Source organism: Streptomyces sp. NPDC046727 (genome assembly GCF_040645635.1).
Taxonomy (GTDB): domain Bacteria; phylum Actinomycetota; class Actinomycetes; order Streptomycetales; family Streptomycetaceae; genus Streptomyces.
In genome coordinates, this window is record NZ_JBEYYR010000021.1 from 43600 (window position 1) to 56327 (window position 12728).

Here is a 12728-nt window from a genome sequence, read left to right on the forward strand (position 1 = left end):
GGGAAGCTAGGCCGAGCTGTCGGCGAGGACGGCTTTGAGGGCGTACACGTTCCGGTCCTCGCTGCCGACGTACACGAGCCCGCGGACCACCGCCGGCGAGGACTGGACGCCGCCACCGGTGGCGTAGGTCCACTTCCTTTTGCCGGTGGCCGCGTCCAGGGCGTACACCTTGCGGTCCGAGCTGCCGACGTAGACGACTCCGCCGGACACCGCGGGTGTCCCTTCGACCTTGCCGCCGCTGCGAACGGTCCATCTCTCGTTCCCGGTGGCGGCGTCCAGGGCGTACACCCTCTTGTTGCTGCAGCCGACGTACACGACCTTGTCGGCCACCGTCGGTGACGACCTCACCCAGTCTCCGGTGTCGATGGACCATCTCTTGTCGCCGGTGGCCGCGTCCAGGGCGTACACCCTCTTGCTGCTGCCGATGTACACCAGCCCACCGGCCACCGTCGGCGAGGTGAAGCCCCAGTCCTCCGAGGTGCTGTCCCATTCGATCTCTCTGGCGAAGCCCCAGCTCCTTGCGGTGCGCACCCATTTCTCGTCCCCGGTGGCCGCATCCAGGGCGGTGAGGGACTTGTAGCCGGCGATGTACACCGTCCCGTCGGCCACCGCCGGAAGCTCAAGGCCGGAATCGCAGGAGGCGGTCCATCTCTTCCTCCCGGTGGCCGCGTCCAGGGCGGTCACGTCATGGCTGCCGCCGATGTACACGACTCCGTCGGCCACCGTCGGCGCCCCTTCGACCTTGCCGCCGATGGGGTGGTTCCACTTGCGCTGCCCCGTGGCGGCGTCCAGGGCGTACACACTGCCGTCGGTGCTGCCGATGCACACCAGCCCGCCGGCCACCGTGGGCGCCCCCTCGATCTTGCCGCCGGTCGGGTAGCGCCATTTCCTCTCCCCCTTGGCGGCGTCCAGGGCGTACACGCTCCCGTCGGTGCCGCCGATGTACACCACCCCGCCGACCACCGTCGCCGACGAGGTCACCGCCGCCTTGGTGGTGTAGCGCCACTGGAGCCGCGGGTCGGGAGTGGATCGCCCCGACGGTCGCGCGTCGGGGGTGTCGGGGTCGTACAGAGTGAAGGCCGCGGCGGCGATGCCGGCACTGGCGGCAACACCGATACCGAGCCGCAGCGCTGTGCGGCGGCTGACGCGCCCGGCCGGCGTCGACGCGGCTGCGGCTGTTCCCTGGGCGCGCACCGGCGTTCCGCCTGCGCCGGGACCGGCGCCGCTGTGCGGGGCGGTGAGGGTCTTCGCGTCCGGGCCGGACGGACGGGATCCGGCCTCGGGCCCTGGGGGTGGGGCGGAGAGTCCGCGGAGGCGGTCGCGGACCTCGGCCGCCGATGCGGGGCGGTCGTCGGGGTCCTTGGCGAGAAGGGCCATGACCAGGTCGTCCAGGGCTGTGGGGACACCGGGGCGAGCCCGGCCCGGCGGCTGCGGAGCCGTGTTCAGATGGGCTGCCATCAATGCGACGGGCTCGGTGGCCCGGAACGGAGTGGTCCCGGTGAGGAGTTCGTAGAGCACGCAGCCCAGGGAGTACAGGTCGGAGCGGGCGTCTCCGGAGTGATCGCTGAAGCGCTCGGGGGGCATGTAGGCGAGTGTGCCGATGACCTTGCTCGACTTGTGTGTGGACGCCATGTACCGGGCGATGCCGAAGTCGAGGATCTTGATCCGGTCGTCGCTGGTGAGCATGAGGTTCGCCGGTTTCAGGTCCCGGTGCACCACCCCGGCCGTATGGGCGGCCTGCAGCGCCGCGGCGATCCGCGCCGCCCAGGCCACGGCGGTGTCCACCGGGGGTACGCCGTCCTCGCGGAGCACCATGTCCAGGTCCCGCCCCGTGAGGAACTCCATCACCAGGTACAGGGCGCCGTCGTCGGGGTCCTGACCCAGGTCGAAGATGGTCACCACGCCCGCGTGGTTCAGCGCGCCGGCGGTGCGGGCCTCGCGGAAGAACAGCTCCGCGTCGGAGTCGTCGCGCCGGTCGTGCGGCAGAAGTTTGACCGCGACACGGCGCTCGATCACACGATCGCGGCCCTCCCAGACCTCCCCCATGCCGCCCCGGCCGATGAACGCGACCAACTCGTAACGGCCGCCCACAACCCGCGAAGCCATCCGCCTCCCCCGTCCGGACGCCTGCCAGGCGATATGCGTCACACCAGACCCGCCCCTGCGGGACCACACCGACGATCCCACACCCACCCCCTCGTCCGGGGGCTACCTTCGCTTGATCGTGACCGTCACAAACCCCTCCCCGGGCTCCGGCGGCCTGATCCACGGCTGGGTCGGCAGCGTGGGCAATCTCCCGTGGTCAAGGGCGAATCGGGGCAGTGGGACACCGAACAGCGCCGATATGGCGTCCAAGGCACGGCCCTCGTCCGAGCGGTCCTCGGCGGGCCCGGCCGGATCCGGGAAGAGGCTGTCGGGTGAGAGCGCGGTGGGGAGTGTGCCCGTGTGGTGCCGCTCGGACGTGTGAACCGTGAAGGCGTACCGCTGCTCGCCATCCTCGGCGCAGGCGAAGTGGAACAGGCCCGGCGCGCGCCAGATGGTGAGCGCGCGGGTGCCGTACGACAGCCCGGTGCCGGGGTGAGTCAGGCGGTCCGCGTCGAAGCTCTGGTGGCGGGGCGTCTCGAAGGCGAAGCTCCAGCCTCCGCAGGCGCCGATCCGGGCCATGGGGCCGCGTCGCTCCTGCTGCCATGCGAACTGCAGATCCCACAGATCGCTCTCGCCGGCCACCGGCTCCAGCGGGCCCGTGCCGAACCGCTCGGCCAGTTCCTCCGGGTGTATGCCCTCCACCAGGACGAACCGGTATGCGCTGCCCCGCAGTCCGCTCCCGGCGTCCCCATGGGCGAGCCACCCGAGCCCATCACGGACAGGCTGCCGACCGGTGACAGGCCCAGGCACCCCTTCGCCCTCGGCGGCGGAGGCGGGCCCCGGCGTCGTCCGGGTCTGACCGGCCCGGGGCGTGGTGAGCAGTTGCCGGGCCCGTTCCGGCGTGACGAGTGGTCCGAGCAGCGGGTCCCCGATCAGGCCGAACGGGGCCACATGGTCCTCCCGGTACGGCTCCCACTCCGGGACCGCTGCCGCGAGCACCTGCCAGGCGCCGTCCGTGTCGCCCCAGCGCGCCAGCTCTCTGGCCTCCTTTACCGCACGCCCGAAGGGTCCCGGTGAGGCGTACTCGTAGGTGCGCTGTCTGATCTCTCCGAGGACGATCCTGGCCCGTTCCCTGTCCGTCGCGTAGTCGTCGGTCACCGGGCCGAGCACCAAGGTGTCGTCTCCACGGCGCGCACGCAAGTGGTCGTGCGCCTTCAGGGGCAGCACCTCCCCCGCGTACAGCGGGTCGTCCATGCGCGGATCGACCGGTACCCAGCCGCCTCTGTCGAGCAGCGCCCGGAGCTGTGCGGACAGCAGGCCGGCCCGCGGCCTGCCCAGCTCCCTGGCCTCGGCGAACACGGCGAGTGCCTGGTCCAACTCGCCTCGCAGACAGGCCAGTCGGGCTTGCTCGACCTTGGCGTCGAGTTCCCGGGTGACCGTGTTCTCGAAGCCGGAGTCATCGCCGCCCAGGCGGTAGAACTCCTTGTACATGCCCTCCATGAACGCGCGGAACGAGTCGTATCGGTCGGGGAAGTCGCCGCCCCAGCCGTGATACACGTACACCGCCCACTCGCCGTCGGCGCCCACATCGCCCGGGTCGATCAGCACGTCCGTCATGTCCGAGTCGAGCGCCAGCTGAAGCGCCCGGCCCCACATGCCGGCCCGGAGCGTCTCTTCCTCGGCCGGGTTCTCGTGCAGGTTCTCCTCGTACAACTTCTGCAGCTCGTACGGATCCCCGTACGACTCGATGCGCTCCGCCCCCGCCAGCAGATAGACGAAGCCGCCCGCATGGCGCCAACCGTCCGTGGTCTCAAGGAAGGAGCGCAGGGACGGCGGCAGCGGCACCTCTATCCCGAGACCCCGGATCCGCTCCTCCAGAGCGGCGATCCGTGTCGGGTCGGCCGGGGCGAAGCCCAGCCAGCGCTCCCGCACGACGTCCTCGTCCAGCTCCTCGAACTCTTCCGGCTCCTTCGCGGCCAGCGCCTGCAGCCATTCCTCGCTCCACCGCTTGAGCAGCGGCCCCCACTCGACGTTCCCCATGCACGCCATCTTGGCACCGGCCACTGACAGTGGATCATCGTCGCGCCGGTGAACTCGACCGCGTGGGCACCTGGTTGGACGTGCTGCGCCCCGTTCAGAGGCCTCATGGCGTCGCGTGAAGCAGGAGGCGCGGGGCTCCGACCCGCGCCCGGACGGTGAACCGCAGGGAGCACCGGCCTCCACCGACACGTCTGACAGCACGTGAGCGTGCGGTGCCCACGGCAGGCCGACCGGTCAACGGCGTCCGCCGAACTCCCAGTCGTGCACCTCGACGTCCGCGTACCGGTCCGCGGACAGGACGGCCCGGGCCGTGTCCGGGTCCGGGGCCCGGACGAGGGCCGCCGTGCCCAGCCACGTGGCGCCGTCGTCGGACAGCAGTGGCCCGAACGCGATCAGCTCGTCGCGGCCCGGCGGTACGGCGAGGTCGGCGGCCTGCTCCGGTCCGAGACCGAGGACCAGGTACCGACTGCCCCCGGTCCGGCCGCCGGGGAAATCCCACATGGTGCGCCCCAGCATGTTCCGCCACCGACGCAGCAGCACGTCCCGGTACACGCCGGCCTGGTAGTTGGGCTCGTCGAAGGCGAACGCCCGAGCGGTGGCGGGATCGGGCAGGTCGACGATGTGCACGCTGCCGGTGGGCGTGTCGCCGTCGGCGACGAATGTCGGGCCGCGTGCGATCATCTCCGACGCGTACCGGTCCATGTAGGACCAGTGCTCTTCCAGCAACTTGTCGCGCAACGCCACGGAACCGGCCCGGTCACGGTGGTAGCAGAAGAACTCCATGATCGCAGACCCTGCCGCAACGTGGGGCAGAGTCTCAACCGACTTGGCGGCGGCCCGACCGAACCTCGATAGGCTCGGCGCCGTGACCGGGACTCGACAGCACACCCCTCCAGCGACAGACGCGCAGACCGCGGCTTCCGCGACGGCGTTCCTTGAGGGGCAGGAGATAACGACGACGGGCTGCGGGCGCTGCGGTACGGAGATCTCCGGGGTGAACGGCCGGTACGCCTGTGGGAACTGCGGGTGGGTCAACCACTGGTTGGAGGGGCATACGAGACTGCCGGCGTACGACCCGGTCGGTGAGGACGCAGTGGGCGACCACCCAAGGGCGTGATCTTGCCGGTTCGTTGAGCGGGTCACCGGTATCCAGGAGCAGGTCGGAGAGCTGACGGCCGACGCCACCCGCGTGCGTGACCCAGGAAGCTTCCGCGCACCACAGGCAGGCCACCCCGGCCGCAGGCCCGGCCAACGGGAGTTCGTCCGGGGTCATGGCGAACACGCCGTTGAGCCGGGGCCCCGTCCCAGGTCGCCCAGGGCGCGCTCGCCCTGCTCGACGTCCCGGGAAGACCGTGGCGTGCCTGCCCTGGACGGCGCGGTCGGTCAGGTGGCGCAGTGGTGCGCCGACGAGAGCGCCGGCGATGTCCATGAGCCAGTTCACGCGCGGTCTCCTGTCCGGGTGAGGCGGGGCCGTACGAGAAGCCGGGTGAGTGCGGCCGTGGCCCACAGGGTGAACAGCGCGGTCGCGAGGGTGGCGGTGAGGTAGAGCAGCGCGGTGCCGATGCGGTGGTCGTCGACGAGGTGCTGGGCGTCGATGCCGTAGGTGGAGAAGGTCGTGTAGCCGCCGAGGACGCCGGTGCCGAGGAAGGGCCGGACCAGGGGGTGGGCGGTGGCCGCCTCGGTGATCAGCACCATGAGGACGCCCATGGCGGCGCTGCCGGTCACGTTGATCCAGAACGTGGTCCACGGAAAGGCTCCGGGGACGGTGGGCCACAGCAGAGTGGCGCCGTAGCGAGCGCAGGCGCCCAGGGCGCCGCCGAGCGCTATGACGGCGAGAACTCCGGCTTGACGGCCCCTCGGGTCGGGCACCTTCCGCGTGGGCCATGGATCGACAGCGGTGGTGGGGGCGGCCGGTTCGTCCTGCCGGCCGGCGGTCGGCGCGGCCGTTCCCGGTCGGTGGCGCGTGTGCACGTCGTTCGGGCTCCTACCTGATCGGCTTCGGGCGTGCGCGGGGACGCACGAGAAAGGGTCAGGTAGGGACCATTGGCGACCTGGTGGTCGCGGTTGGGGACGGCGGGCCCCACCGCCGTACAGCCGCCCGCGCGGGGTGGCTGTACGTCCAGAGTACCCGGCGGGGTCATGAGCCAGGGGGCAGGTGGGCGGGTGGTGCTCCGGCCACGCGATGCCTGATGTTGACGGCCGAGGCCTTCGCCACTGCCATGGGGGTCAAGAAGCGCAGCGGACCGATCAGGCGGGAGGCGAACAGATACATGTGCCGCGCCACCGACTCGTCGCGGGCGGCCGCCGAATACATCAGCCGTTCCAAGGGATTGAACGGACGGGCCTTGGCGAAGTCGGCGGCCAGGTACTGGTGACCGCGCAGCCGGCGCCGGTGTCCGCGTGCGTACACCACGAGCGACCTGTCGAGGTCGCCCCGGCCTGTTGCGGCCGAGGCGACCGCCTCTGCCAGCCACTGGGCGGACTGCAGAGCCCACCCGCATCCCACCCCCCACAGGGGATCGCCGGTCAGTGCGGCGTCGCCGATCAACGCGAGGCCCGGCGCGGTCGGCTCGCGGCTGAGCAGCGGGTAGTCGACCGTGCCGGTGATCTTCGTGGTGCGCTCGGCGGAGTCGATGGGCGGCGCCTCGGGCAGGGCGCGGACGAAGGCGAGGAAGCTGCCCTCCAGGTCTTCCCGGAAGGCCGGCAGCCGCTTCTTGTCCGGGAGTATGGCGATGACGGTCACCCCGTCGTCGTTCGGAAACGCGTACGCCATGTCGGGCTCGAGAAACCATGCCTGACCGATTCCGCCGTGCAGCGGAAGATTGCGGAAGTGCGCGAAATAGCCGAACCGCGCGTTCTCGTGGAGCCGGGTCGGCACCTCGGCGAACTTCGCCACGGCCGAGTCCTTGCCGTCGGCGCCGACCACCAGGCGGGCCCGGATCTCACGCTCGCCCTGTGGTGTCGACGCGCGCACCCCCGTGGTCCGCCCGGCTTCCCGGACCAGCCCGGTCACCCGGTGGCCGAGGAGCAGATCGACGCCGGGGGTCTCCGCGGCGTGGGACCTGATCATCGGGTCGAGGGTGCTGCGCCGGATGTTGTACGCGTACGGCAGTTCGGGGCCCGCGGGCGCGGCCTTCGGCTCGATCCATCCCCAGCGGGTGTACCAGCGGGCCTGGTTGCGGACGGCTCCCGCCTTCTCGAGAGCGGGGACGAGACCGAGTTCGTCCAGCACCGGGTAGGCGCTGGCCTGGATGGAGTGGGTGCACATCACCTTGAACGCATCGGGGTCCGAGCGGCGTTCCAGGAGTGCGACGCGGACACCACGTCGAGCGAGCAGGATCGCCGCGGCGCTGCCGGCGAGGCCGGCTCCGCTGATGACGACGTCGTAGTCGTGTCCCGCGCTGTCAGGCTTGGTCATGCGCTGATCGCCCCTTCGGGGTGTGGTGCCGTTCGTGGAGTGATGCAGAACCCCACTGCTGTCAGGGGCATGACCAGTTGTCAAGAGGTGTGGATCGGGTGATGCGGGATCAGGCCGCACCCCGAGGAGTCAGGAAAATCTGAGCGACCAGGACACCATGCGTCTCAGACCGCCCGCCAGAGCGCCGGCACCGTCGGTGGTTCCCAGCCCGGCTGGGCCGTATGCGGCTGGAGGCAGGTGTAGGCGCGGCTCGCGTACGTGACCAGGTCGCCCGCCCGGTAGGTGACGCCCGCGGCCCATGTGTCCCCCGACGGGGTCGGGTCGGGGCCCGGCCCCGGGTTCTGCGGGACGTCGAGGACGAAGTCGAACGCCGCCTCCCGGCCGCCGCCCGCGTCGCGCACCGTCATCAGCAGGCGCGGGTCGAAGATCGTGTCGGTGTTGTTGCGGGGCTCGTTCGGGAAGTACAGCTGCGTAGTGAGGACGGGCCGGCTGGGCGCCTGCACCTTGACGTGGAGGTGCCGAGTGCGCCCCGGGTAGAGGCCCGGCACGATCGTGGTGAGCGCGAAGGAACCGCGGGAGTCGGTGTACTGGTGCCCTCGCAGCCGGAAGCCGGTGTTGTCGTACGCGCCCTTGTCGTCGGCCTGCCAGAAGTCCAGCAGGACGCCGGCCAGCGGGAGGCAGGCCCGGCCGAAGACGTACCCGGTGACGGTGAGCGGGATGCCGGGCAGGCCCGGCTCCAGCAGGCTGGTGCGCTCGGGCGAGCGGGGCTTGAAGTAGGGGCCTTCGATCTGCTCGGGGGTGGGGTCGTCGCCGTCGTCGCACGGCGGGGTGAGTGCGGGCGCCGTGCCGCCCGCGGCCAGGGTACGGGCGAGGGCGGGGCCGCCGATCAGGGAGACGGGGATCGCGGCGGTGGCCGCGAGGGCCGCGCGCAGCACCGTCTTGCGGCGGACCAGCCGGGGCGACCTCGGCTCACCCTCCGCACCCGAGTCCTCCATGCCCGCGCCGTACCTGTCTGCTCGGTCCATGTGTCCTCCTCGTGGGGGCTCCTTGCGGGGCGGATCGGCAATGAACCTAGGCGGGCATGGGCGGGGCTTCGAGGGACTGAAGAGGGCGGCTGTGGTGTTTTCGGAAGTCGCCGGGGCTGCTGCCGGTCTCCCGCCGGAAGAACCGGCTGAAGTAGGCCGGGTCGGCGAATCCGGTGCGGGCGGCGACCTGTCGTACCGACAGCTGGGTGTGGGCCAGCAGCCGCTGCGCCTGGTACACGCGTGCCTCGATCAGCAGCCTTCCGGGCGGGCGGCCGGTGGCGGCCCGCACCGCCTGCGTGAGGTAGTTGGCCGTCACGCCCAGGCGGTCGGCGCACTCCCGTACGGACCACCGCGCCGCCTCGGGACGGGCGATCAGCCGCGCGAACGCCTCGGCCACGGCGGCCGGGCGTCCCTGGGCGCGCGGGGCGCGGGCGTTGCCGGTGCGGCCCGGCAGCCGGGAGGCACGCACGACCAGCACGTGGAGCAGGGAGCGCAGGACGCTCTCGTGCCCCGGGGCGCGTTGGCGGTGCTCCGCGACGAGTTCGGCCATCAGGTGCCGGATGGAGCGGTCGTGCTCGGCGTCCAGCCCGAACCAGCACCGCTCGCCGAGTTCGCGCAGCACCTCGCGGTCGCGGGGGTGGTCCACCAGGAAGTCGTCGGTGAACAGCGCGAGCGTCCCCTCCGGCCCTTCGCCGCCCTCCCAGTGGTGCACCTGCCCGGGGACGATCACGGCCAGGTGCGGGGGCCGTACCGGCCATCGCGCGAGATCGACGACGTGTGTGCCGGTACCGGCGCTCACATGGACGATCTCGTAGAACGTGTGCCGGTGCGGCCGGTCCCACCGGGACAGTGGTCCCACCGCCTCGAACGAGCCGGCGGCGAACGGTGCGGCGCCGGGGCCGGCCACCTCAAGGCGGTGCAGCGGTACGTCCCCGGGCGGGGGCGGCAGGCTGGGGGTTCCGGGCAGGACGGTGGTGCCACGCATCGGCCATGCTCCCCTCTTGGAGACCTGTCCAGTCACTCATCGGTACCCCATGAGCACGGGTCAGGTACAGACCAATCGGGTTCGGCGTTTGCCGCCGACCGCGAGCCGAGGCGCAGCTGAGTTATGACGTGTTGTGGTTGGCGTCCTGGCCGTTCCCTTCGCTCGGGTCAGGCCGCTTGGAGAAGGGATGCGACTGCAGCAGCTCCTTGGCCGCCTTCCCGCGTGTGCTGCTCGGCTTGATCAGCACGATGAACACGAGCAGCACGTAGGTGCCCGCCATGGTGCAGGCAAGGATGAGAGCGGCGTCGGCGCCGCCGCGAATCAGGTCGTAGATAGCCATCCGGCCGCTTGCACGAGCGAGCCCCTACGGGCCCGTCGAGGGCGGCATGCCGTCAAGGGGCGGCGCCCGCGTCACCGTACGAATCTCACGCACGTGGTCAACTTAACTGGATTCTCAGCACAGTTGAGCGACGAAGGTGTCATGACTCGGTGACAAACCGCGGGGCGCTGCCGGGAGGTCAGTCCTTCAGGCCGTAGAAGTGCATCGGCGAGTTCGGCCTGAAGCCGATGCGGGGGTACACGGGAGCTCCCGCCGCGGTCGCGTGCAGGGTGGCCCGGGTCAGGCCGGTGGTGCGGGCGCCCTCGTACAGGGCCTTTCGCGTCACCGCCTCCCCGTAGCCCCTGCGCTCCCACTCCGGGGCCGTGGCGACGAGTACGACGAACAGCCGGCCCTCTGCCTCCACCGTCCCGGCGCACGTCACCGGGACACCGTCCCGCATGCCCAGGTAGGCATGCACCCGTTCCTTCCACAGCGTGGATCCGAGGAGACCGTCGCGGCCGTCCTCCAGCGGGAATCCGTAGGCCCGAGAGTTCAGGTCCGCGTACGCCCGCAGCTGTTCGTCCGTGGTCACGCGCGCGAAGGTCAGGTCCGGGTGGGACGGCTCGGGGACGGGAAGCAGGTCGCCGGCCATGCCGGTGCCGGGGAAGGCGTACTCAAGGCCCGCCTTCTCGGCCGCTGTCCGCACCTGTGCACGTGCCTCGTCGCCGAGGAGGTCCTCGAAGAGCCACAGGAATCCGGGCTGCTTCTTCGCGCGCATGATGTCCGCCGCCTGGCTCAGGCGCTGCTCGACGAGCGCCGCGTCCGCGTCGACCTCGGTCAACGTGATGCAGTTCCAGAAGGCGAACCGGCAGTCCGCCCAGCGTACGGCGATGCCCGGAAGGTCACGCACATCGGCGTGCTCGTCACGGTCGAGCACCATGGCACGCCAGACCACGGCGAGCTGCCGCATCGATTCGATCGACTCCGTACGGTCCGTCATCAGGCCTCCAGGACACGGGAGTTGCAGAGGTCCGCCTGCCGGTCGCGGCTTCGGCTCGGTGCCGACCGGCACGGGTCCTCTCACTATGCAGTGCTTCGTCGGGTACGGGACGGAAGTTCACTCGCGTGCGTGCTCGCCGGCACCGAATGACCGGTTCAGGCCCCTGCCGTCACCATCACGATCAGGACGGCCAGCAACAGCGCGACGTAGGCCATGGAGTGGACGCGGTCCGGGACCCGGCCGGTGATACGCCTCGCCACGGCGATGGTGGGCAGCGATCCGGCGAGGAGGGCGGCGGCCGCGGTGAGATCGACGTAGCCGAGCTGTCCTGTGCCGGCGGGTGCGGTGGGGGCGAGGGCGTAGACGAGGGTGCCGGCGACGGCGACGGGGACGCTCAGCGGGTTGGCCATGGCGGTGGCCTCGGCCATGGGCAGACCCCTGCGCCGCAGCAGCGGAACCGTCATGACGCTGCCGCCCACTCCCAGCGCCGCAGCCACCAGGCCGATGCCCGTTCCGCCGAGAGTGACGGTGACCCGGCCCAGGGGTTCGGGAGGCGTCTGGTGTGCCACGGAGAGGAAGCCCTTGCGCAGCAGGCTGTCGGCGATGGTCACCAGCAAGTAGGCGGCGAAGGTCAGGCGCAGCGCCGTACCGCCGAGCAAGGTGGCCGCGAAGGATCCGGCGGCGGCACCGATCGTGATGAACGCCGCCAGTGGCCAGAGGTACGCGCGGCGCAGCCGGCCCTCGCGCCACTGGGCCAGTGCCGCCGCCACGGCGTTCACGATCATGACCGCCGCCGAGGTGGCCACCGCGACGTGCATGGCGTCTCCCGGACGTGCGGTGGCGGTCAGGACACCGTAGACGACCGGGACCGTGACGAAGCCGCCGCCGAAGCCGAAGAGCACGGTCGTGAGGCCGGTCAGGCAGCCGAAGAGCAGGGGGGTGAGGAACGAGGTCAGCACGGGCACGACGCTAGGGATCACGAGACCTGGCGGGCAATCGGTGAATCGCCACCTTCCTACGCGCAGCAGACACGGTCCCGCGTACCCTCGCGGCATGCGCAATGTCCCGGTCGCGGAGGTGGACGACCTCGATCGTGCCGTGCTGGCCATCGGCACCGACTATCCCCCTGACCACCTGCTCGTCTGGCACGAGCACCGCCGGGCCCAGGTCCTGTACGCGGCCACCGGTGTCATGCGGGTCGAGACGGCGGACGGCAGTTGGACGATTCCCACCGCCCGGGCCGTACTGATCCCGCCGCTGACCAGGCACCAGGTCACGATGACAGGGGTCAGCACCCGCAGCCTCTACATCGAGCCCGCCGCCGTGCCGTGGTTTCCCGCCCGCTGCCAGGCCGTCGACGTGTCCGCGCTGCTGCGGGCGCTGATCCTGGAGGCCGTCGAGATGGAGCCGCGCTACGCCGAGCACAGCCGTGACGCGGCGGTCGCGGCCCTCATCCTCCACGAACTCCGGAATCTCGCCCCGCTGCCGCTCGATGTGCCGCTGCCGTCCCACCCGGGACTGCGCGGCCTGTGCGAGGCGTTCCTGCGGCAGCCGGACATCCACGACCCGCCGGCACGCTGGTGCGCATCCCTCAACGTCAGCGAACGCACCCTCGCCCGTCTGTTCCAACGGGGCACCGGCCTGAGCTTCTCGCAGTGGCGGCAGCGGGCCTGCATCCTGCAGTCCCTGCCGCACCTCACCGCGGGCGTACCGGTCACGCGCATTGCGGTCACGCTGGGCTACGACAACCCCGCCGCGTACACGGCCGCGTTCAAGAGGCTCCTCGGCCGGCCACCGACGGCGTACAGAAGCCCCGCCGCCGACGTCCGGTCCCGTGCCCCTTGAGTCGCGTGCTC

General features: G+C 71.2%; 12 protein-coding genes and 1 pseudogene. 2 read left to right on the forward strand and 11 right to left on the reverse strand.

Going from position 1 to position 12728, the window contains the following annotated elements:
* Window positions 1–6: 6 nt before the first annotated feature.
* The 3 genes from ABZ937_RS24710 to ABZ937_RS24720 all read right to left on the reverse strand — a co-directional run bounded on the left by ABZ937_RS24710 (window position 7) and on the right by ABZ937_RS24720 (window position 4908).
* Entirely contained in the window at window positions 7–2106 is a 2100-nt protein-coding gene (locus ABZ937_RS24710) for a serine/threonine-protein kinase (protein WP_361695333.1), read from the reverse strand.
* Window positions 2107–2208: 102 nt separating this feature from the next.
* On the reverse strand, window positions 2209–4125 hold the full coding sequence (locus ABZ937_RS24715; RefSeq protein ID WP_361695335.1) for an SMI1/KNR4 family protein: 1917 nt from the start codon (window positions 4123–4125) through the stop codon (window positions 2209–2211).
* A gap of 234 nt (window positions 4126–4359) precedes the next feature.
* On the reverse strand, window positions 4360–4908 hold the full coding sequence (locus tag ABZ937_RS24720) for a YciI family protein (RefSeq protein WP_361695337.1): 549 nt from the start codon (window positions 4906–4908) through the stop codon (window positions 4360–4362).
* Window positions 4909–4990: 82 nt separating this feature from the next.
* Between ABZ937_RS24720 and ABZ937_RS24725 the strand changes: the two genes are divergently transcribed.
* Window positions 4991–5242: a hypothetical protein gene (locus ABZ937_RS24725; protein ID WP_361695500.1), complete on the forward strand. Its 252-nt coding sequence runs from the start codon at window positions 4991–4993 to the stop codon at window positions 5240–5242.
* A 225-nt stretch (window positions 5243–5467) separates the two neighbouring features.
* Here ABZ937_RS24725 and ABZ937_RS24730 read toward each other — a convergent pair.
* The 8 genes and pseudogenes from ABZ937_RS24730 to ABZ937_RS24765 form a co-directional block, all read right to left on the reverse strand.
* A pseudogene (locus ABZ937_RS24730) lies at window positions 5468–5566 on the reverse strand (fluoride efflux transporter CrcB); the annotation flags it as partial.
* The gene (gene crcB / locus ABZ937_RS24735; protein WP_361695502.1) at window positions 5563–5994 is read right to left on the reverse strand and encodes a fluoride efflux transporter CrcB; all 432 of its coding nucleotides are present in this window, start codon (window positions 5992–5994) and stop codon (window positions 5563–5565) included. The pseudogene ABZ937_RS24730 and the gene crcB, both read right to left, overlap by 4 nt.
* Window positions 5995–6262: 268 nt before the next feature.
* A complete protein-coding gene (locus ABZ937_RS24740; RefSeq protein WP_361695339.1) occupies window positions 6263–7543 on the reverse strand; it encodes an NAD(P)/FAD-dependent oxidoreductase in 1281 nt (426 codons plus the stop codon).
* 164 nt (window positions 7544–7707) lie between these two features.
* Window positions 7708–8538, reverse strand: coding sequence for a carbohydrate-binding protein (locus ABZ937_RS24745; RefSeq protein WP_361695504.1), 831 nt, complete (start codon window positions 8536–8538; stop codon window positions 7708–7710).
* 76 nt (window positions 8539–8614) lie between these two features.
* Window positions 8615–9553, reverse strand: a complete 939-nt coding sequence (locus ABZ937_RS24750) for a helix-turn-helix domain-containing protein (protein ID WP_361695341.1) — start codon at window positions 9551–9553, stop codon at window positions 8615–8617.
* Window positions 9554–9674: 121 nt separating this feature from the next.
* The gene (locus ABZ937_RS24755; RefSeq protein WP_361695343.1) at window positions 9675–9893 is read right to left on the reverse strand and encodes a hypothetical protein; all 219 of its coding nucleotides are present in this window, start codon (window positions 9891–9893) and stop codon (window positions 9675–9677) included.
* 178 nt (window positions 9894–10071) lie between these two features.
* Window positions 10072–10872, reverse strand: coding sequence for a GNAT family N-acetyltransferase (locus tag ABZ937_RS24760; protein ID WP_361695345.1), 801 nt, complete (start codon window positions 10870–10872; stop codon window positions 10072–10074).
* 155 nt (window positions 10873–11027) lie between these two features.
* Window positions 11028–11831, reverse strand: a complete 804-nt coding sequence (locus tag ABZ937_RS24765) for a sulfite exporter TauE/SafE family protein (RefSeq protein WP_361695347.1) — start codon at window positions 11829–11831, stop codon at window positions 11028–11030.
* A gap of 94 nt (window positions 11832–11925) precedes the next feature.
* On the opposite strand from ABZ937_RS24765, the gene ABZ937_RS24770 reads away from it, so the two are divergent.
* Window positions 11926–12717: a helix-turn-helix transcriptional regulator gene (locus tag ABZ937_RS24770; RefSeq protein ID WP_361695349.1), complete on the forward strand. Its 792-nt coding sequence runs from the start codon at window positions 11926–11928 to the stop codon at window positions 12715–12717.
* Window positions 12718–12728 lie beyond the last annotated feature (11 nt).

What these genes read in the sequence shown, in the direction of transcription:
- ABZ937_RS24710 (WP_361695333.1), bottom strand. Translation starts at nt 2,106, where the DNA reads ATGGCTTCGCGGGTTGTGGGCGGCCGTTACGAGTTGGTCGCGTTCATC.
- ABZ937_RS24715 (WP_361695335.1), bottom strand. Translation starts at nt 4,125, where the DNA reads ATGGGGAACGTCGAGTGGGGGCCGCTGCTCAAGCGGTGGAGCGAGGAA.
- ABZ937_RS24720 (WP_361695337.1), bottom strand. Translation starts at nt 4,908, where the DNA reads ATGGAGTTCTTCTGCTACCACCGTGACCGGGCCGGTTCCGTGGCGTTG.
- ABZ937_RS24740 (WP_361695339.1), bottom strand. Translation starts at nt 7,543, where the DNA reads ATGACCAAGCCTGACAGCGCGGGACACGACTACGACGTCGTCATCAGC.
- ABZ937_RS24745 (WP_361695504.1), bottom strand. Translation starts at nt 8,538, where the DNA reads ATGGAGGACTCGGGTGCGGAGGGTGAGCCGAGGTCGCCCCGGCTGGTC.
- ABZ937_RS24750 (WP_361695341.1), bottom strand. Translation starts at nt 9,553, where the DNA reads ATGCGTGGCACCACCGTCCTGCCCGGAACCCCCAGCCTGCCGCCCCCG.
- ABZ937_RS24755 (WP_361695343.1), bottom strand. Translation starts at nt 9,893, where the DNA reads ATGGCTATCTACGACCTGATTCGCGGCGGCGCCGACGCCGCTCTCATC.
- ABZ937_RS24760 (WP_361695345.1), bottom strand. Translation starts at nt 10,872, where the DNA reads ATGACGGACCGTACGGAGTCGATCGAATCGATGCGGCAGCTCGCCGTG.
- ABZ937_RS24770 (WP_361695349.1), top strand. Translation starts at nt 11,926, where the DNA reads ATGCGCAATGTCCCGGTCGCGGAGGTGGACGACCTCGATCGTGCCGTG.